Consider the following 18,581-nt stretch of genomic DNA (forward strand, 5'->3'; position numbering starts at 1 on the left):
CCGGGCGGCTCGGCGAACCAGACCGCCCCAGCGTTCAACCTCCACCGCACTCCAGGTCAAGCCCGCCCCCCGGAACGGCCCGCGGCCCTGGCGCGCTTCTTCGGCCGCCGGTCCAGCCACAACTGGGCGAGGATCAGCGGAACCACCCAGCCCAGCCACGTCGTCAGCCCGGCGATCGTCGACGTCATGTACTGCTCGTTGCCGCCGAAGGTCGTCTCCAGCTGCGGGCCCAGCACCACACCCGCCACCACCCCCCACACGCGGTTGGTCACCGTGGAGACGGTCAGCACGAACGACCGCACCATCCACTTGCGGTGATCGCCGAACCGCCGCGCCCGGCCCGCTCGCCACCCCGCGACCGTGCAGCCGAACCACACCAGCCCCAGCAGCACGTTGCTGACCCGCGCCACCGGCCCGAACGGCGACACCGCGCCGATCACCGTCGCCATCACCGCCGCGGGCAGCACCCCGGCGAAGACGTAGGCGCGGCCGATCCAGCGGTGCGCCACCGGATACCGCCGCCGGAACGCAGGCCACACCTGGAAGCAGCAGCTCACGATCGCCACCGACCCGAACAGCACGTGCGCCACGATCATCGGGTAGTGCGGCGCGAACCCCTCCGCGGGCGGCACCAGCGACTGCGCCGGATCCAACGTGAGGTACCGCGGCACCGACACCGCCACGAACACCACCGCGACCAGCGCCAACGGGCCCACCCACGGCCGCCGCCACCACCGCACCGCCCGCGTTTCCTCCGCAACCACCGGACGTTCCGCCACCACGCTCATCGATCCACCCCGAAAAGGAGAATGCGTACCCCGTACCTGACGCGTACACCGTATCCGACAAGACGTCGAACATGCTGCGGTACAACGAAGAATCTCGAAAAATACAGGGATAGCCCTAGTGCGCCTTAGGGGAATCCGCGGGGTTTCCTATAATTCCTCGGGGTAGTGCACTAGTGCGAAACCGAAAGGGGAGCGATGACGACCGGATCCCGGCCCCAACCGCCGTACCTGCGCATCGCCGAGGACATCCGCGCCCGCATCGACTCCGGCCGGCTCCGCCCCGGCGACAAGGTGCCCTCGACCCGCCAGATCATCGACGAATGGGGCGTGGCCATGGCGACCGCCACCAAAGCCCTCGCCGCCCTGCGCCAGCACGGCCTCGTGCACGCCGTCCCCGGCGCCGGCACCGTCGTCAGCGACCCCGCGGCACATCCCCGCGCCCGGCCCCGGTCACCCCGAACCACCGAACCCGCCGGCCGCGAACGCATCGTGCGCACCGCCATCGGCATCGCCGACCGCGAAGGCCGAGCCGCGGTGTCCATGCGCCGCGTGGCCGCCGAACTCGGCGCCGGCACCATGTCCCTGTACCGGCACGTCCCCGACAAGGACGAACTCCTCCGGCTCATGGCCGACGCCGCCTTCGCCGAAACCCCGCTGCCCGGACCCGGCCACCGCGGCTGGCGCGCCCGCCTCGAAGAACTCGCCCGCCGGCAATGGGCCACCTACCGGCGACACCCCTGGCTCGCGCCCATCGCCCTCAACTCACTGGCCCAGCCGCCGCTGCTGCCGGCCGGCATGGCCCACGTCGAATGGCAACTCGCCACCCTCGACGGGCTCGGCCTCGACCACCGCGACAAACTGCGCATCGCCGTCGGCCTCAACGGCTACGTCGGCGGCATCGCCATGAGCCACTCCCTGGACGCGGAACTCACCCAGGAAACCGGCATCACCAGCAGGCAACGCCACGACACCGACGAACCCGAGATGCGGAACCTGCTGGGAACCGGCCGCTACCCGAACCTGGCCGCCGCCGCGACCAGCGGCGTCGAACTCGACCTGGACGACCTGTTCGAGTTCGGCCTGCACAACCAGCTCAACGGCATCGAACACCACCTCGCCCACCGCGAAAAGCGCTGACCGGACGCACTCCGCCGGGCACGGCCCCGGTGATCGCCACGCCCACCCGGCCAGGCAACGGGCCGCCCGAAAAACGTCCCGCGATCACAGCGAAACGACACCCGGCGCCGCCGCGATCCCAGTAGCGTCGGCGCCACGGTCAGGGGAGCCACCGGCGACGAGGAGCAATTCGGGTGCCCATCGCACGCAGCAACGGATACCGGATCTCCTACCAGATCGCCGGGGACGGGCCACCGCTGCTGCTGCACCCGGGCATGTTCCAGACCGGCGCGCACTGGACCCGAACCGGCTGCACCACGACCCTCGCCGCCACCCACACCGTCATCACCGTGGACCCGCTGGGCCTCGGCACAAGCGACGCCCCGCACGACCCCGCCGCCTACACCCCGGCCCGACGCGCCGACTACGTCACCGCCGTGCTCGACGCCGTCGGCGCCACCAAAGCCGCGTTCTGGGGCTACTCGCTGGGAGCCTTCACCGGCTACGCCGTCGCCGTGCACGCCCCCGAACGGCTCACCCGGCTCGTCGCCGGCGCCTTCGACCCCATCGACGGGTTCCGCTCCGCGATCGCCCCGGTGCTGCGCCACCTCGGCCTGCCGGCCGACACCGACCCCTACCCGTTCATGCACCAAGCGGCCACCGCCGACCCCGCGCTGGCCGCCGTGATCGACGCCGCCGACCCCGCGGCACTGCGCGCGAACTTCCAGGCCTTCGCTCACGAACCCGGCCAGCACCACGCGCTCGCCGCCACCGACGTCCCGATGCTCATGTACGCCGGCAGCGAGGACTTCTGGCATGACCCGATGCGGACCTTCGCGCAGCAGACCGGCACCGAGTTCTTCTCCCTGCCCGGCGCCGACCACCAAACCGGCTGGGACCGGGCCGCCGACGCACTGCCCCGAGTCCAGCGGTTCCTCGCCGGGGACCAGACCTGCTGAGCACGGTCCGGCCGTGGACCGGATCCTCGCCCGCACGAGTGCGAACCGGACCAGGGCCTGTCCGGAGTCGCGATCAAGTGGCGGAAAAAGGGATGGGTGGGATCGCGTCGGGCTGGTAGCTTGCAGTCGACCGCGACACCGCCCGAGGAGGTGAGACCCATGAACGCATCGATGTGGGTGCTCTCCCTTCCCGTCACGGTCGGGCGATTGACGTAGGTGTCGCCGGGAGCGCCTCGCCAACAAGGCACTCCCGAAAGGCAACACCTATGCACTCTCCACAGTTCACCGCCGAGCCGTCGTCGAACGAAACGGCCGAGCGCGACTTCACCGTGGGCGACGTCCCCGGACTCCGGTCATCGGCCTCCGGCGCCGATCGCGCGCCCCACATGTTCGACGTGATCATTGCCGGGTGCGGGCCGACTGGCGCGATGCTGGCCGCCGAACTGCGGCTGCACGACGTGCGGGTACTCGTTCTGGAGAAGGAAACCGAGCCCGTGTCGTTCGTCCGCATAGTCGGTCTGCACATTCGCAGCATCGAGCTGATGGCAATGCGCGGACTGCTGGATCGCATTCTCGAACGCGGAAGACGGCGTCCGGCAGGCGGATTCTTCGCCGCCATCACCAAACCCGCGCCCCAGGACCTGGATTCCGCGCACGCCTACCTGCTGGGCATCCCGCAGCCGGTCATCGTTCACCTGCTCGAAGAACATGCGATCGAACTCGGTGCGCAGGTCCGGCGCGGTTGTGCGGTGGCCGATTTCGAGCAGGACGACGAGGGTGTGACCGTCGAGCTGGCCGACGGCGAACAGCTGCGTTCGCGCTATCTCGTCGGCTGTGACGGCGGGCGCAGTACGGTGCGCAAACTGCTCGGCGTCGGCTTCCCCGGCGAGCCCGCGCGGACCGAGACGCTGATGGGCGAGATGGAAGTGGGTGTACCGCAGGAGGAGATCGCCGCCAAGGTGACCGAAATCAACGAGACCAACAAGACTTTCAGTCTCAGGCCCTTCGGCGACGAGGCCTATCGCGTCGTAGTCCCCGCAGCGGGAGTCAGCGATCGCGCTGAACCGCCCACCCTCGAGGATTTCAAACAACAGCTGCGCGCCATCGCCGGAACCGATTTCGGCGTGCACTCCCCGCGCTGGTTGTCCCGCTTCGGGGATGCCACCCGGCTGGCCGAACGTTATCGGGTCGGGCGGGTGCTGCTGGCCAGCGATGCGGCACACATCCATCCACCCATCGGCGGACAGGGCCTCAACCTGGGCGTTCAGGACGCATTCAACCTCGGCTGGAAACTGGCCGCGCAGATCCGAGGCTGGGCGCCGGAAACACTGCTGGACACCTACCAGGCCGAACGTCATCCGGTCGCCGAGGACGTGCTGGACAACACCCGCGCCCAGATGGAACTGCTGTCCACCGAACCGGGCCCGCAGGCCGTGCGCAGGCTGCTCACCGAACTGATGGACTTCGACGAGGTGAACCGCCATCTGATCGAGAAGATCACCGCGATCGGCATCCGCTACGACTTCGGCGCAGGCCCCGACCTGCTCGGGCGCCGCCTGCGCGACATCGACGTGAAACAGGGCCACCTCTACGATCTGCTGCATCGCGGCCGCGGCCTGCTGCTGGACCGCACCGAACGACTGACCGTCGGCGGCTGGTCGAACCGGGTCGATTACCTCGCGGATCCCACTGCGGTACTGGATGTTCCGTGCGTCCTGCTACGCCCCGACGGCCACGTCGCCTGGATCGGCGACGATCAGCAGGACCTGGACGACCAGCTCTCCCGCTGGTTCGGCAAGCCCGCCAACTGATTTCGCCTAAGCAGTGGTCATCCCGCGCATACGTGGCGAGATGGCGCGCAGATCTGCGGCGCTGCCGACCAGGAGCCGGGAGTGGCCGGCGTTCTCGTCGGCCGGCCTCGCTTGATCCAAAACGATCGTTCTGGTTAGCTTGCCGTTGGTGACCCGCCAGCGGGCGGGGCATCCGTAGCTCGGCAACCGCGGGCTCGTCACCGCCTCAGCATTGGAGGCACCGGAATGAAGGACGTCCTCCCGTCGTTGTGAACCGCCGAGTACGACCCTGAGGTCCTCGGCTTCGCCGCAGACACTTGTGGTTCGACGAGAGGCACTTCTGCCCTGAGGGAGAGAGTGACCGTGAAAGCCGAAGTGTCGTTGTCCGATGTGACAACCGGTCGCCGGTGTCATCGGCTCCGCGTCGGCACGAACCAAGACAGCAATGTCCATTGACATCCTCGGAATCGGAGTACGAATGCGTGTCATCATCGTCGGCGCGGGACTCGGCGGGCTTGCGCTTGCCCGATTTCTGCGCCGCGCGGATATCGACGTATCCGTCCATGAGCGTGACGAGGCCCTTGAACAACGGCCACAGGGGGCGCGAATCCACCTCGACGAGCGTGGGCTCGGCGCGCTACACGCCTGCCTTACCGCCTCCGAAAGCAGATTCCTTGACGCGACCCTGGGACAACCCGACGAGTACGTCACCATCCTCGACGAATCCGATCTCGCGATCGTCAAGCGCCGGAAGTCCACCGGTCGGGAGGGGAGTCCCGACGCGATACGACCGGGCTCGTCGGCGAGTCGCCGCATCGTGCGACGGCTCCTCGCCCATGACGTGCACGACACGATCCGATTCGGTTCGGCGTTGACCGGCTACACCGAGCACGCGGCAGGGGTCACCGTCCGGTTCTCCGACGGGACGGTGGACGAAGCCGATCTGCTCGTCGGGGCGGATGGCATCGGATCCGCTGTACGCCGGCTACGGCTGCCCGAGGCTGCGGTCACCGACAGCGGATTGCGGCTGTTGCAGGCGAAGACACCGATCACGCGCGAGCTGATCGCCACCGGTGTGATCGACCGGATCGAAGGCAGCTTTACCCTGACCGCGATCGGCGACGTGCAGGCGATCATGGGCGCGGTCCGTTTCGGAGAACAGCCCGCTGCCGCCGCGGAACGGCTCGTACCTGGCTTCGATCCGGGTGACCTGCACGACTACGTCATGTGGGGGCTGTTGTTGCGACGTCACCAGCTCGGGGACCTCGACCGCGACTTCACCCGCCGGTCACCCGCGAGCTTGTCCGACCACCTGCGGACCGTCACCGCGACGGCTCACCCCGTGTTCCGGCTCCTGCTCGACCAGGCATTTCCCGACCAGTTCTTCGGCCTGGCAATGGGAACCTCGCGCGAAGTCCCCGCGTGGACACCGGGCCGGGTCACCTTGCTCGGAGACGCCATCCACGCGATGTTGCCCACCAGGGCCTCAGGGGCCAACTCCGCCCTGCAGGACGCGCGCCGGCTCGCCGACGCGATCCTGTCCGTGCACGCCGGCAGCCGGGCATGGGAGCACGCGATCGGCGGCTACGAACACCTGCTCCGGCGCGACGGTTTCCAGGCGGTGCGGGCTTCGTTGAACGGTGTCCGCGAGCTCGATGAAGATCACACGGCCGCCGTAGCACCAGTCGGCTCGTAGAACGCCGAGCACACCCGCTTCACGTGTCATCGTCGGCGTGCCGCCGCTGCACAATCCAAGACGGTCACCTGAGCAGTAGGCTGAGATGATGACACCCCGGGAACGGCCACGTCGAGGTCCCGTCCGCAGAGAGCAGATCGCGGCCGCGGCCTTGACCGTTCTTCTCGATCGCGGCTACGCGGGCACGTCGATCCGAGCCATCGCCGAGCAAGCCGGCTGCTCCCTGGAAACGCTGTACCGGCACTTCGAGAACAAGGAAGCCCTGTTCCTCGAGTTGGTCAACTCCCTCCGGCAGCGCATAGTCGAGCCCTTGCGCCACGCAGCCGCCGCACCCCTCACCGGCCGCGATCTGAAAGAGGCGCTCACGCACGCCGGCACACTGCTCTTCGACGTTCTCACCAGCGATGAAGGCCTGAAAATGCAACGCCTGACCTTCGCTGAATCAGGTCGATTCCCCCAGCTGGGACGGCTCGTCTACGACGAAGGGATCAGACACTTCGACAACGCCGTTGCCGCTATCCTCGGCGACGCCGCCGCGCGTGGGCTCCTGCAGTGCCCCGACCCGCACGAGGCAGCACGCATGTTCAGCGGCATGATCTTGTTCGATCCACGGGAGCGACTGCTCTTGGGAATTGAGCAACCACAGTCGCGCGGCGACCGCTCCGATTACGTAGAACGCGTCGTCACGCTTTTCCTCACAGGAAATCGCAGCTCCACGACGACCGCCGCCCCGGCAGAAATTTCGCAACGAATGACCTGAGCCACCGGCCGAGTCGAAGACCAGCCCCGTGTCACCGGCGAAGACCCGCCGGAACCAGGAACGCTCCACATCGGTCAGATGACGCACCAGGCCGAGGACCCGGAAGCCTTCCACACCACCAGATCGCGCTGCCGCTGCAGGAAACCCAGCAACGCCGCGCGCTCGTCACCGCGATGCGCGGGCGCGGTCATGCCGAACCACACCCGCAGGAGAAGCCGGGTGCGGAAGGAGAATCCGCACCCGGCGCCGCCTCACCGCGAGGCCATCAACTCGTCGAACGACGGGAACCGCTCCGCGGTGTCCGTGGCGCAGAAATCACCCACCCAGCCGTCCTCGTCGTGGAAGAACCGGATCGCCACGAAATCCGGGCGCGTCCCCATGTCGAACCAGTGCGTGGTGTTCGCCGGCACGCTCAGCAGGTCACCCGCCTCGCACAGCACCGCGTACACCTTCCCGTCGATGTGCAGGTAGAAGACCCCGGCACCGCGGGCGAAGAACCGGTCCTCGTCATCGTCGTGGGTGTGCTCCGACAGGAACTTCTCCCGCGCCGCCTTCGCCTGCTGCGCCCACTCCGGATCACCGTCGCGCGGCGTCATCACCGCCGCGTCCACCTTGATGTAGCCCTCGGCGTCGATGACCCGGTCGACCTCGGCGCGATACGCGGCCAGCACGTCGTCGGCGGACGCGTCCGCCGCCAGCTCCTTGAGCTCCCAGCGCTCGAAGCGCACCCCGAACTGCTTGAGGACGTCCGCGATCCGCTCGCCGTCCTCGGTGCGCAGCTCCACCGCGCCGGGATCGGTGTCCGGCCACACAGTCAGCAACGTCATGCCAAACCCTCCTGGATTCCGTTCGTGGCCAAGGTGAACTGGAACAGCCAGTCCAAGCATTCCGTGCGGTGCCGGGCCTGCACCAGATCCCGGCCCCACACGTACAGGCCGTGCCGGGCCACGATCACCGCCGGCGTCGCGGCGTCGAAACCCGCCTCGAACGCATCGCCCAACACGCCCATGTCCTGGCTGTTGGGCACCACCGGCACCGTCATCACATCGTCGTCGCGGCGCCCGAGACCCTTGAGCATCTCCAGATCCCGCAGCACCACGCCACCGGGCCAGCGCTGCCCGGCCACCACGGCCGAGAGCATGTGCACGTGCACCACCGAACCCGCACCGGCCACCGCCGCGATCCGCGCGTGCAGCCCCGCCTCCGCCGACGGCCGCTGCGCGGGATTGGGCTGATCGGGCACCGCCGCCCCGGCGGAGTCCACGACCACCACGTCCTCGCCGGTCAGCTCGCCCTTGTCCAGGCCGCTGGCCGTCACCGCCAGCCGCAGCGGCTCCCGCTGCAACGTCACCGACAGGTTGCCGGACGTGCCGCGCATCCAGCCCAGCCCCGCCATCCGCGCCGACTCCGCGGCCAACGCCGCCCCGGCCTGCTCCAGACCGACGCTCACACGATCACCCCAAGCTCAACATCGTCGAAAGTGGACACCACCGGATGCGACCCGAAATCGGCGTCCGCGAACGGTTCCCCGGCCCGGGCCACCCCCACGGTCCGCCAGCCCGCCGCCGCGGCGGCGTCCAGCTCCGCCGGCACATCCGAGAAGAACACGATCTCGCCCGAGGCCGAGCCCAGCCCTGCGGTGATCGCGTCGTAGGAGGCGCGCTCCCGCTTCGGCCCGGCGTTGACCGTGTCGAAGTGGTGCGAGAACAGCCCCCGCAGGTCACCGGAGGTCGTGTTGGAGAACGACGCGACCTGCCCGGCCACCGAACCCGAGGAGAACACCGCCAGCCGCAGGCCCTGGCCCAGCCAGGACCGCAGCGCCGGCACCACGTCCGCGAAGTAGTCGGTCGTCAGCTCCCCGCGGGCGTACCCGTCGGCCCAGATCAGCCCCTGCAACGTCTTCAACGGGCTGGCCTTGCGGTCGGCGTCCATCCAGCCGTGCAGCACCGCCACCACCTCGGCGGTGCCGGCCTGCTCTCCCAACCTGGCGTCGGCCTTGACCTGCACCACCGCGTCGGCGACCACCGGATCGTCGCCGTGCGCGTCGATCCACGGCCCCAGTCGCGGCCGCGCGTAGTCGTAGAGCACCACGTGCACCTGGCTGGTGGCGGTCAGCGTTCCCTCGATGTCCAGCACGACCCACCTGGCCGCGACCCGCACGCTCACCGTGCCGTCCCCCGTTCCTCGTTCCAGTACTCGTGCACCCGGTCCGGCGCGAACGCGCCCCGGTCGGTCACCACCGTGGTCACGAACCGCGGATCGGTGATGTCGAAGGCCGGGTACAGTCCCCGCACCCGCTCGCTGGCGCTGCGCCGCCCCAGGGTGTGCAGCACCTCGTCGCCGTCGCGGAACTCGATCGGCACATCCGCGCCGGTGGCCGAGGCCGGATCCGGGGCGTGGCACAGCGCGTGGAAGGGCACCCCGAAAGCGTTCGCGACCACCGCCAGCTGCAACGTCCCCACCTTGTTGATCACGTGCCCGTCCATGGTGACCCGGTCGCTCGCGGTCACCAACGCGTCGATCTCGCCCGCCCGCATCAGCGACGCCGGCATGCCGTCGGTGACCAGCGTGGTGTCCACGCCCATCTCCGCCAGCGTCTCCGCGGTCAACCGCGCGCCCTGCAGGTACGGGCGAGTCTCGGTGCACACGAACGACGGCCGCTTGCCCGTCTCCAACGCCGCCTCGACCAGCCCCACCAGGTACAGATCGCCCCAGCAGTGCGTCAGGACCCGGCCGCCCTCCGGCAGCAGAGCCGCACCGGCGCGCCCCATCTCGCGGCTGCGCCGCCGGTAGTCCTCGTCGCCGGCCAGCGCACCGGCCAGCGCCGCGGCGGCCACGTCATCGCCGCCGGTGTCCACCGACGCCATGACCCACTCCACGGCCTTGCGCGGCTGGTCGTTGGTCGGGCGGGTGGCGATCAACCGGTCACCGGCGGCCCGCAGCCGCTCGCGCGCGGTCTCCGGATCCTGCCCGGCCGTCTCCCGCGCGGCCAGCACCATGCCCCACAGCACCGCGAAGTACGGCCCGGACGACTGCGTCACCATGTCCTCGATCGCCGCGGCGACCTCCTCGACGGTGCGGGCGTGCACCCACCGGTGCTCGAACGGGAACACCCGGCGATCCAGGATGTGCACCCCGTCCTCGGCCAGCCGCACGCTGTCGGCCAGCGTCGGCAACCCCGGGTGTGCGGCAGGTGGTGGCATCGAATCCTCAACTAGGCGCAACAACAGGTGAACAGGTTTTCACCAGGGTATCGATCCCGGTCCGCGCACCGGAAACACGATCCACATCGCGGAACCGGTAGGGTTCCGGTACCGACCATGACCGGACGGTCAGCGGCCCGGCGACACCGGGACCGCGCGACACCGGGCCCGCGCCACCGCCCACTCCGGGACGTCTCCTGAGTGCCGCGCCGAGGCCGAGTCGAGCCCCGCGTCCGACCCCGTGCCACGTCACACGAGCACCCGGCCGCGCCCGGGCGCGAGCTCCTGGAGGCCAACCGGTGATCGACTCCCGGCCCACCGAGACCGGCCCCGTCCTGCGGGTCGCCGACATCGACGTCGTCCGCGACGGGAACTACCTGCTGCAGTCGATCTCGCTGGAGGTCCACCGCGGCCAGCACTGGGCGCTGCTGGGCGCCAACGGTGCCGGCAAGAGCACCCTGCTGAACCTCCTCGGCGCCGTCAGCCACCCCACCCGCGGAACGGTGGAGGTCCTCGGGCACCGGCTCGGCCGGGTCGACATGCGGCAACTGCGCTCCTACGTCGGCCACATCAACCCCCGCCACCCCCTGCAGAGCCCGCTGCGGGTCCGCGACGTCGTGCTCACCGGCGCCACCAACACCACCGAACCGGTCCCGCGCTGGCAGCCCACCGACGAACAGTCCCGGCAGGCCGACCGCCTGATCGGCATGCTCGGCATGGGTGGCAAGACCGACGCCCGCTGGAACACCCTTTCCCAGGGGGAGCGCGGCCGCACCCTCATCGCCCGCGCCCTCATGCCCCTCCCGCGGCTGCTGCTGCTCGACGAACCCGCCACCGGCCTGGACCTCGCCGCCCGCGAACAGCTGCTCACCAGCCTCGACGAACTGCGCGCCGAACACCCCGAACTGGCCACCGTGCTGGTGACCCACCACCTCGAAGAACTGCCGGCCAGCACCACCCACGCCATGCTGCTGCGCGAAGGCCGCTGCCTGGCCGCCGGGGGAGTGGACGAGGTGCTGACCACGGACGAGGTCAGCAAGTGCTTCGACCACCCGGTCCGCATCACCCGAACCGACGGCCGCTGGCACGCCCGCGCCGACCGATGACCACGAGCACTGCGCAACTCAGCAGCAGCCGGCGACCAAGGCCGACTCGCAGCAGATCACGGCTCAGCACTGAACACCGTTCCAGTGCACCTCGGCGCCGGTCTCGGTCGCCGCGTGCCGGACGACGGGCTCGTTCCCGGTGAAGGCGCGCATCACCTGACCGCGCCCCAGGTGCACGAGCAGTCCGACGCCCGGACTTGCGAACGGCTCGTCCATTCCGTGGCAGCAACAGGAAAGGCGCCCATCGCTCGCGAACCGGCGTGGTACCACTGGATGCGATCTGCGCTGACGGCGGTACTCCGGCTAGATGAGCAGGTGAGCTGAGGAGTCCTTTGGCTTGCGGGCCGCCTGGCCGGTCACGGCGCTGGCGGTCGTCACGACCTACGTCGCCCTGCACCTGGCGATCAGCGCGGGCCTGGACCTGCGCACCCGCGACCGCTTCCACGACGCACAGGCCCAAGCCGCTGCCTTCGCTGCCGCGCTCGACCGTTACGCCGGCGGCGACGAGGCCGCACGCGCGGAAATCCTCGAACGCGACGCGTGGTTCGAGCGCAACGCCCCGCTGACCGCCAGCCGCTCGACGATCGCCGCCGCCACCGACCACGCCGAGCACGGCAGATTCCCCGCCGCCCGCGAACAGGCCGGCAAGCTGGCCGCGGAAACCCTGCAGGATCAGGGAAAACTCGACCAGGACCTCAGTTCGTCGGGCACGGCGGCGCTGTGGTGGGCGGCGGCCGCAGGAGCGCTCGCCGTGCCGTCGCTGTGGCTCAGGCATCGGCGCCGGGCCGCCGCCATCGAGGTCGTCGAAGCGATCCGCCCGTTCGTCCCACACCAGCCGTGGTGGCGGCGGCCGGTGTTCCTCGCCGTCAGCGCGGCCGGGTACGGGCTGTTCGCGGCGGGAGCCATCGGGGTCTCCACCCTCGAACGGGGCCACCGGCCGACGCTGGGCGTGCCCGCGCACTCCATGCTCGGCAGCCTGCTCACGCTGGGAATCCAGGGACTCTTCGTGCTCGGTGGCCTGTTCGTCCTGTGGACCGGATTCCTGACGCTGCGCTACTCCCGGCCACGCGCGGCGCGCGGCGCGACCCAGGCCCTGCTGGCCGACGGCCGCCGACCCGTGCTCTACCTGCGCAGCTTCGCCGATGACGACACCGCCGCGCAGGTCGACGACGCGGTTCCCCTCAACATCCATTCCTGGGAGGAGCAGCTCGTGAGCGCGTTGACCGCCTTCGGCCCCGTGATCGCAGTGGGCAAGCCCGGGGAACCACTGCCGCGCCTGGGAGCGGCGCGGTGCTACCTGCCGCACGACGACTGGCAACCCGAAGTCCTCCGGCTCATGGACCTGTCGCAACTGATCGTGCTGCGCTTGGGCACGGGGGAGGGGTTGTGGTGGGAGGTCGAGCAGGCCCGCGCCACCCAACCCGCGCGCAAACTGCTGCTGCTGACGCCGAGTGACCCGGCGGCCGTGGCCGAACGGCTGGACGAGCACCTGCCGACACCGGCCCGGCTGAACGAAGTGGCCGCCGGCGACCACTGGACCTCAGCCGTCGTCGCGTTCGACCCCGAGTGGAATCCCCACGTGTTCCCGGTCGAACCCACGCCCGGCACCCGGAACGCGCTCGCGCATCGCACGATCCGCGCGCTCAAGCGGGCGCTGGGGTTCCTGGTGTTGAGCGTGCCCGCGCGGAGTGCGGCCCGCGCGATGAAGGCCGCTCGGGCATCGGTGGGCGACCGCAAACCGGCGATGGTGCTGCGGGTGAACATCGGCATGCTGGCGGCGCTGGGCAAGGGCCTCCTGCTGATCGCCGCCCTAGTGCTGCTCGTGAGGGCCCTGGAGCTCGTCGGCGCCGGTTAGCGCCCCTCGGCCGAGAGATCCCGAAAACCCGGAAATGCCGGGACACCAAGGAATCCGGCGGTTTCACGAATCCCTGGGGGAAGCATGGACGGTGCGGTGCAGGGCACGCCGACGGACGTCGGCGAGCAGCGGTGCCGGCCGGTGACCGGCGTGGCCACCGCCGCGAAAGCGCTGATCGCCTTGGTGCTCGTGTGCGACGTGCTGGACTCGGTATCCGCCTGGCACACCCACCTGGTCGTTCGCGACTACCTGGCCGGGAACGCGACGACCGCGGACCTCGAAGCGGCCGATGTCTTCGCCGCACTGGTGGCGATTCCGGCGCTGTTGGTGTACATCGCGGCCGGTGTGGTGTTCCTGATCTGGCTGTGGCGGGCGCGGATCAACGCCGAACTGCTGGGTGGCCGCGCCGCGCACCGCCGGTCCCGGGGCTGGGTGATCGGCGGCTGGTTCGGCCCGGTGGTCAACCTGTGGTTCCCGCTCCAGGTCGTGTCGGACATCTGGCGGGCCAGCGCGCCCCGGCGGCAGGTCCCCGGCGGCCTGATCACCGCCTGGTGGGTGCTGTTCGTGGCCGTCACGCTCATCGGTCAGATCCTTCTGCGATCGTCCCTGGAGGAGATCACCGAGCAGGGACTGCAGGAAGCCGCGAACCTGTCCACCCTGTCCACGATGCTCAACATGGCGGCGGGCGTGCTGATCGTCATCATCATCACGCAGATCACCGCGTGGCAGGCCAGCCGCAGCACATCGCCGCAACACCCCACCGAGACGCACTCCGACCAAGGCGCGATCGACCGCAGCACCGCACGCATGGCGCTGCTCACGCTGCTGCTGGGCGCGTTCAGCCTGGTGCCGCTGCTGATCGTGCCGGGCATCATCACCGCGGTCCTGGTGCTGCTACGCGTCAACCGCGGCCCGAGCCCGACCAGCCCGCCCGGGACAGCGATCACCGGGGGCCCGGCAGGAAGCAAGACCACCGCAGTGGTGCTGGCGCTGTCCGGCCTGCTGTTCTCCGTGACGTGGAGCGGAATCTGGACCTTCGCCGTCCTGGACACGACGCACGCCCCTGAACCTGCGGTCACGCTCGCCGACTGCGAGAACCCGCCCGCAGGCACTGCCACCATGTGCACGATGAAACCCGGCGACTGCTTCACATGGCCGGGCGAGGCCGACCGGTTCCTCACCGTCGAGCTCAAGTCGTGCACCCAGCCGCACGATGCGCAGACCATCGGCGCCTACACCGCAGGCGACGGGCCATGGCCCGGATGGGATGCGTTCCAGAACCAAGTCGACGCGCGGTGCGGCCCGATCGCAGAGCGGAACGTGGACATGAGCGCGGTCTCACCGGACGACTCCCTGGGACCCGTCGCGCCGGACCGAACCGCGTGGGAAGGCGGCCACCACACCGCGTTCTGCGCGGTCGTCGGCGAAGGGAGCGGTTACCAGCGGTCGATCTTGGTGCCCGACGCCGACCTGTCCGTCCCGACGCGGTGAACACCGGCGAAAAGCCGTTGTGGGCCGGGTGGGACGCCCCACCCGGCCCACAAGAGCCTGGATCAGTCCGTGCCGTACTCCATCGCGGCCCGGTCGAGGGTCTGGCCCTCCTCGGAGTCCCGGCCGCGGGAGGCGATCGCCTCGGCGCCACCCTGCGGCATCGCCCCGATCAGCCCCGTCGACGCCGCCTGCGCGGCACCGATGAGCGCCGGGTGACCGGTGCCGACCATGCCGATGCCCGCGTACTGCTCCAGCTTGGCGCGCGAGTCCGCGATGTCGAGGTTGCGCATCGTGAGCTGGCCGATCCGGTCCACCGGGCCGAACGCCGAGTCCTCGGTGCGCTCCATCGACAGCTTGTCCGGGTGGTAGCTGAACGCCGGCCCGGTGGTGTCCAGGATCGAGTAGTCCTCACCGCGCCGCAGCCGCAGCGTCACCTCGCCGGTGATCGCCGTGCCGACCCAGCGCTGCAGCGACTCCCGCACCATCAGCGCCTGCGGGTCCAGCCACCGGCCCTCGTACATCAGCCGGCCCAGCCGCCGGCCCTCGTTGTGGTAGTACGCCAGGGTGTCCTCGTTGTGGATCGCGTTGACCAGCCGCTCGTATGCGGCGTGCAGCAACGCCATCCCCGGCGCCTCGTAGATGCCGCGGCTCTTGGCCTCGATCACCCGGTTCTCGATCTGGTCCGACATGCCCAGGCCGTGCCGGCCACCGATCGCGTTCGCCTCGATCACCAGGTCGACCGGGGTGGCGAACTTCTTGCCGTTGATCGTCACCGGGCGGCCCTGCTCGAAGCCGATCGTCACGTCCTCGGTGGCGACCTCGACCTCGGGATCCCAGAACCGCACGCCCATGATCGGGTCCACGGTCTCGATGCCGGTGTCGAGGTGCTCCAGCGTCTTGGCCTCGTGGGTCGCGCCCCAGATGTTGGCGTCGGTCGAGTAGGCCTTCTCGGCGCTGTCCCGGTAGGGCAGGTCGTGCGCCAGCAGCCACTCCGACATCTCCTTGCGGCCGCCGAGCTCGGACACGAAGTCCGCGTCCAGCCACGGCTTGTAGATGCGCAGCTGCGGGTTGGCCAGCAGGCCGTACCGGTAGAACCGCTCGATGTCGTTGCCCTTGTAGGTCGAGCCGTCGCCCCAGATCTGCACGTCGTCCTCGAGCATCGCCCGGACCAGCAGGGTTCCCGTGACGGCCCGGCCCAGCGGCGTGGTGTTGAAGTACGGGCGCCCGGCGGAGCGGATGTGGAACGCACCGCAGGTGAGCGCGGCCAAGCCCTCCTCGACCAGCGCCGCGCGGCAGTCGACCAGGCGCGCGAGCTCGGCACCGTAGGTCAGCGCACGACCGGGCACCGAGGCGATGTCGGGCTCGTCGTACTGGCCGATGTCGGCGGTGTAGGTGCACGGGACGGCACCCTTGTCGCGCATCCACGCGACCGCGACAGAGGTGTCGAGGCCCCCGGAGAAGGCGATGCCGACGCGCTCGCCGGTGGGCAGGGAGGTGAGAACCTTGGACATGGAAGAGAGTATGCATTGCGACGTATGATCATGCAAAACTGGGGTGCACGACAGCCCGCGCCGCAGCCCCGGCCGCAGGACACCTTCGAGCGGAAGTCGTCGGGCTGCACCCGCACCACCCTGGGCGTAGCCCATGCCGGGGTCGCCGTAGTAACCGCCGAAAAACGGCTGGATATGGCTGGCCGGCGGTGATCCAGTCGGCTGGCAGCGTCGGGCAAGTGGCTGCCTGGATGGCGGCGAAGCCGGCGTTGGCCTGCTCGATCGCTTCCGGCGTAGCCGACCCTGATGCCGGTGACCAGCGTGTCACTGAGGATGGGCGCAGGATGCGCCGTCCGGTACGCGCGCCGCCTCGGATGGGGTTTTCGCGCCGGGCCCTGCTCGCATCGAGCACCAGCATGCACCCGTCGGTTAGCGAACGGCCGCCTTCAGCGCCGCCTCGAGCGCGTTGGTCAGGGTCTCCAGGTACCCATCGTCGCTGTGCCCCTGTATGACCAGCATACGGAAAACGAGTGGTGCGATCAGTAGGTCGGTGCCGAGTTCCAGATCCAACCCGGGTGGGAGTTCACCGCGGTCGATCGCGCCTTGCAGAATCGCGTGTGCCGCCGCCCGCCGCGGTGCGGTCACCCCGGTGTTGAGCATCTCCGCCAGAGTGCCGTCGTGACTAGCCTCGGTGAGCAGTCCGGCCGCGATCCGGGTAAGCAGCGGGTTGGCCAGTTGCCCGCGGATGGTGGCGAGCAGCTCGCGCAGGTCGGTGTGCAGGGCGCCGGTGGCCGGCGTGGGCGGGAGCGTGTCGGTGACCTTGTCGCGGATCAACTCAGTGACCATCGCCTGCTTCGAGGGCCAGCGTCGGTAGAGCGCGGCCTTGCCCACGCCAGCACGCCGGGCCACCGCCTCCATCGACATCCGCGCATACCCGACCTCGGCGAGTTCGGCGAAGGCTGCCTCGGTGATCGCGTCGGTCACCCGCTGCCGCAGGACCGCCCCGCCCGTCGCCGGCCGGCCCTCCTGTTGCTCCGCTACCACGCTCCTGAGCATAGCGAACGGAACGGTCTCGTTCCATGCGTTACCCTCGGGAGTGATGGAACGTCACCGTTCCGTTCCATGATTTGAAGGGAGCCGACGATGAAATTCCTCTACGACGACGAGTCCTTCTCCTTCGAGGCGCTGCGCTCCGCGGGCTACGCCGCCTACAGCGGAGCCGACCTCGGCGAGGTCCTCGTCACCTGCCGGCAGATCCCGGAGGGGGACGAGGAGGCCTGGTCGCTCCAATGGGCTGCGACGGCAGCGCGCATCGAACGCATCGGCCGGGACGCGCTGGCCGGCGGTCACCTGATCAGCGCCCGGGAGGCGCTGCTGCGCGCGTCCAACTACTACCGGACCGCAGACTTCTACCGCCGCGAGAATCCTGCCGCTGACGCCGAGTCGGCGAGGCTGGCCAAAGCCTCCCAGCAGACGTTCGCCGACGCGGCCGCCCTGCTCGACACACCGGCCCATGCCCTGCGCATCCCGTACGAGGGCACCACGCTGCCTGGATACCTGTTCCTCGTCGACGATTCGGGCACCCCGCGCCCGACCGTGCTCTTCCATGGCGGGTATGACTCCACGCTGGAGGAGGACTACCTAGCGCTGGCCGCAGGCGCGCTGCGGCGCGGCTACAACGTCATCGCGTTCGACGGCCCCGGCCAGGGCAGCACCGTCCGCGAGCAGGGCCTGCACTTCCGGCCGGACTGGGAGGCCGTGGTCGCCCCGGTCGTCGACTTCGCGCTCACCCTGCCCGAGGTGGACGCAGAGCGACTCGTACTGATCGGTATGAGTCTCGGCGGTTACCTCGCCGCGAGGGCGGCCGCCTTCGAGCACCGCATCGCCGCGTGCGTGCTGTACGACGGCGTCTACGACTTCCACGCAGTCATCGCCGCGACTGCCGACCGCGCCGCTTCGACGCCCGGCGGCCTGGAGGCGTTGATGGCGCAGAACACCATGGTGCGGTGGGTTGTGCGCAACGGCCGGTGGACCTTCGGCGTGTCCGACCTCGAGCTGGTCAAGGCGACCGAGGCGTACACGATGGCGGGTATCGCCGACCGCATCACCTGCGCGACGCTCGTGCTCGAAGCCGAGAACGACCAGTTCTTCAAGGGGCAGCCGCAGCGCCTGCTCAACGAGCTGACCTGCCAGAAAGGGGGACCGCCGGGATACGGGAGAAACCTGCCAAGTGGTCGGGTAGTGCCTGGTAGAGGACGCTAGAGATCGTTAAAGAGCCCGTGTGGCGTGGGCGCGGCGGGTGTTGGTTAGGGTGCGCTGGGTTACGT

General features: G+C 69.7%; 17 protein-coding genes. 9 read left to right on the forward strand and 8 right to left on the reverse strand.

Translation table 11 applies throughout. From position 1 onward, the window contains the following. Positions 1–56: 56 nt before the first annotated feature. Complete coding sequence (locus AC07FN_RS08205) at positions 57–788, reverse strand: DUF2306 domain-containing protein (protein ID WP_478394972.1); 732 nt, start codon at positions 786–788, stop codon at positions 57–59. A 195-nt stretch (positions 789–983) separates the two neighbouring features. Between AC07FN_RS08205 and AC07FN_RS08210 the strand changes: the two genes are divergently transcribed. From AC07FN_RS08210 to AC07FN_RS08230, 5 genes are all read left to right on the forward strand, one after another. Then, positions 984–1,925 carry a TetR/AcrR family transcriptional regulator gene (locus tag AC07FN_RS08210; RefSeq protein WP_478394973.1) on the forward strand — a complete coding sequence of 314 codons (942 nt, stop codon included), beginning with the start codon at positions 984–986 and terminating at the stop codon, positions 1,923–1,925. A gap of 173 nt (positions 1,926–2,098) precedes the next feature. After that, positions 2,099–2,863 carry an alpha/beta fold hydrolase gene (locus AC07FN_RS08215; protein WP_478394974.1) on the forward strand — a complete coding sequence of 255 codons (765 nt, stop codon included), beginning with the start codon at positions 2,099–2,101 and terminating at the stop codon, positions 2,861–2,863. Positions 2,864–3,249: 386 nt separating this feature from the next. Continuing rightward, positions 3,250–4,674, forward strand: a complete 1,425-nt coding sequence (gene rox / locus AC07FN_RS08220; RefSeq protein ID WP_478395005.1) for a rifampin monooxygenase — start codon at positions 3,250–3,252, stop codon at positions 4,672–4,674. 457 nt (positions 4,675–5,131) lie between these two features. Further along, positions 5,132–6,349: an FAD-dependent oxidoreductase gene (locus AC07FN_RS08225; RefSeq protein WP_478394975.1), complete on the forward strand. Its 1,218-nt coding sequence runs from the start codon at positions 5,132–5,134 to the stop codon at positions 6,347–6,349. 88 nt (positions 6,350–6,437) lie between these two features. Continuing rightward, positions 6,438–7,109, forward strand: a complete 672-nt coding sequence (locus AC07FN_RS08230; protein WP_478395006.1) for a TetR/AcrR family transcriptional regulator — start codon at positions 6,438–6,440, stop codon at positions 7,107–7,109. Positions 7,110–7,360: 251 nt separating this feature from the next. Here the strand turns inward: AC07FN_RS08230 and AC07FN_RS08235 are convergent, their stop codons facing one another. Genes AC07FN_RS08235 through AC07FN_RS08250 form a run of 4 tightly spaced genes read right to left on the reverse strand, consistent with a single transcriptional unit; the run spans position 7,361 to position 10,312 of the window. Beyond that, positions 7,361–7,936 (reverse strand): 1,2-dihydroxy-3-keto-5-methylthiopentene dioxygenase, encoded by a 576-nt coding sequence (locus AC07FN_RS08235; protein ID WP_478394976.1) that lies wholly within the window; start codon positions 7,934–7,936, stop codon positions 7,361–7,363. Then, positions 7,933–8,559, reverse strand: coding sequence for a methylthioribulose 1-phosphate dehydratase (gene mtnB, locus AC07FN_RS08240; RefSeq protein ID WP_478394977.1), 627 nt, complete (start codon positions 8,557–8,559; stop codon positions 7,933–7,935). The genes AC07FN_RS08235 and mtnB overlap by 4 nt, the downstream gene beginning before the upstream one ends. Continuing rightward, positions 8,556–9,275, reverse strand: coding sequence for an acireductone synthase (mtnC, locus tag AC07FN_RS08245; protein ID WP_478394978.1), 720 nt, complete (start codon positions 9,273–9,275; stop codon positions 8,556–8,558). Before mtnC ends, mtnB begins: the two co-directional genes overlap by 4 nt. Beyond that, positions 9,272–10,312: a s-methyl-5-thioribose-1-phosphate isomerase gene (locus AC07FN_RS08250; protein ID WP_478394979.1), complete on the reverse strand. Its 1,041-nt coding sequence runs from the start codon at positions 10,310–10,312 to the stop codon at positions 9,272–9,274. The genes mtnC and AC07FN_RS08250 overlap by 4 nt, the downstream gene beginning before the upstream one ends. A 299-nt stretch (positions 10,313–10,611) precedes the next feature. Between AC07FN_RS08250 and AC07FN_RS08255 the strand changes: the two genes are divergently transcribed. Next, positions 10,612–11,418 (forward strand): ABC transporter ATP-binding protein, encoded by an 807-nt coding sequence (locus tag AC07FN_RS08255; protein ID WP_358574022.1) that lies wholly within the window; start codon positions 10,612–10,614, stop codon positions 11,416–11,418. Positions 11,419–11,481: 63 nt separating this feature from the next. On the opposite strand, the gene AC07FN_RS08260 is transcribed toward AC07FN_RS08255, so the two are convergent. Beyond that, complete coding sequence (locus AC07FN_RS08260; RefSeq protein ID WP_478394980.1) at positions 11,482–11,634, reverse strand: hypothetical protein; 153 nt, start codon at positions 11,632–11,634, stop codon at positions 11,482–11,484. Between the two features lie 121 nt (positions 11,635–11,755). Here AC07FN_RS08260 and AC07FN_RS08265 point away from each other — a divergent pair, with 121 nt between their 5' ends. Both AC07FN_RS08265 and AC07FN_RS08270 read left to right on the forward strand, forming a co-directional pair. Then, positions 11,756–13,273 carry a hypothetical protein gene (locus tag AC07FN_RS08265; protein ID WP_478394981.1) on the forward strand — a complete coding sequence of 506 codons (1,518 nt, stop codon included), beginning with the start codon at positions 11,756–11,758 and terminating at the stop codon, positions 13,271–13,273. Between the two features lie 84 nt (positions 13,274–13,357). Further along, positions 13,358–14,764 carry a DUF4328 domain-containing protein gene (locus AC07FN_RS08270; protein WP_478394982.1) on the forward strand — a complete coding sequence of 469 codons (1,407 nt, stop codon included), beginning with the start codon at positions 13,358–13,360 and terminating at the stop codon, positions 14,762–14,764. Positions 14,765–14,826: 62 nt separating this feature from the next. On the opposite strand, the gene argG is transcribed toward AC07FN_RS08270, so the two are convergent. Both argG and AC07FN_RS08280 read right to left on the reverse strand, forming a co-directional pair. After that, entirely contained in the window at positions 14,827–16,275 is a 1,449-nt protein-coding gene (gene argG / locus AC07FN_RS08275; RefSeq protein ID WP_478394983.1) for an argininosuccinate synthase, read from the reverse strand. 408 nt (positions 16,276–16,683) lie between these two features. Continuing rightward, complete coding sequence (locus AC07FN_RS08280; RefSeq protein WP_478394984.1) at positions 16,684–17,238, reverse strand: TetR/AcrR family transcriptional regulator; 555 nt, start codon at positions 17,236–17,238, stop codon at positions 16,684–16,686. A gap of 159 nt (positions 17,239–17,397) precedes the next feature. Here AC07FN_RS08280 and AC07FN_RS08285 point away from each other — a divergent pair, with 159 nt between their 5' ends. Then, complete coding sequence (locus AC07FN_RS08285) at positions 17,398–18,516, forward strand: alpha/beta hydrolase family protein (RefSeq protein WP_478394985.1); 1,119 nt, start codon at positions 17,398–17,400, stop codon at positions 18,514–18,516. Positions 18,517–18,581: the final 65 nt, after the last annotated feature.

Source organism: Saccharopolyspora sp. NPDC045941, from assembly GCF_056431445.1.

Excerpts from the sequence above, each read along its gene's own strand:
- AC07FN_RS08285 (WP_478394985.1), top strand. The coding sequence starts at position 17,398 with ATGAAATTCCTCTACGACGACGAGTCCTTCTCCTTCGAGGCGCTGCGC.
- AC07FN_RS08205 (WP_478394972.1), bottom strand. The coding sequence starts at position 788 with ATGAGCGTGGTGGCGGAACGTCCGGTGGTTGCGGAGGAAACGCGGGCG.
- AC07FN_RS08225 (WP_478394975.1), top strand. The coding sequence starts at position 5,132 with ATGCGTGTCATCATCGTCGGCGCGGGACTCGGCGGGCTTGCGCTTGCC.
- AC07FN_RS08250 (WP_478394979.1), bottom strand. The coding sequence starts at position 10,312 with ATGCCACCACCTGCCGCACACCCGGGGTTGCCGACGCTGGCCGACAGC.
- AC07FN_RS08230 (WP_478395006.1), top strand. The coding sequence starts at position 6,438 with ATGACACCCCGGGAACGGCCACGTCGAGGTCCCGTCCGCAGAGAGCAG.
- argG (WP_478394983.1), bottom strand. The coding sequence starts at position 16,275 with ATGTCCAAGGTTCTCACCTCCCTGCCCACCGGCGAGCGCGTCGGCATC.
- AC07FN_RS08270 (WP_478394982.1), top strand. The coding sequence starts at position 13,358 with ATGGACGGTGCGGTGCAGGGCACGCCGACGGACGTCGGCGAGCAGCGG.
- AC07FN_RS08260 (WP_478394980.1), bottom strand. The coding sequence starts at position 11,634 with ATGGACGAGCCGTTCGCAAGTCCGGGCGTCGGACTGCTCGTGCACCTG.
- AC07FN_RS08210 (WP_478394973.1), top strand. The coding sequence starts at position 984 with ATGACGACCGGATCCCGGCCCCAACCGCCGTACCTGCGCATCGCCGAG.
- rox (WP_478395005.1), top strand. The coding sequence starts at position 3,250 with ATGTTCGACGTGATCATTGCCGGGTGCGGGCCGACTGGCGCGATGCTG.
- AC07FN_RS08235 (WP_478394976.1), bottom strand. The coding sequence starts at position 7,936 with ATGACGTTGCTGACTGTGTGGCCGGACACCGATCCCGGCGCGGTGGAG.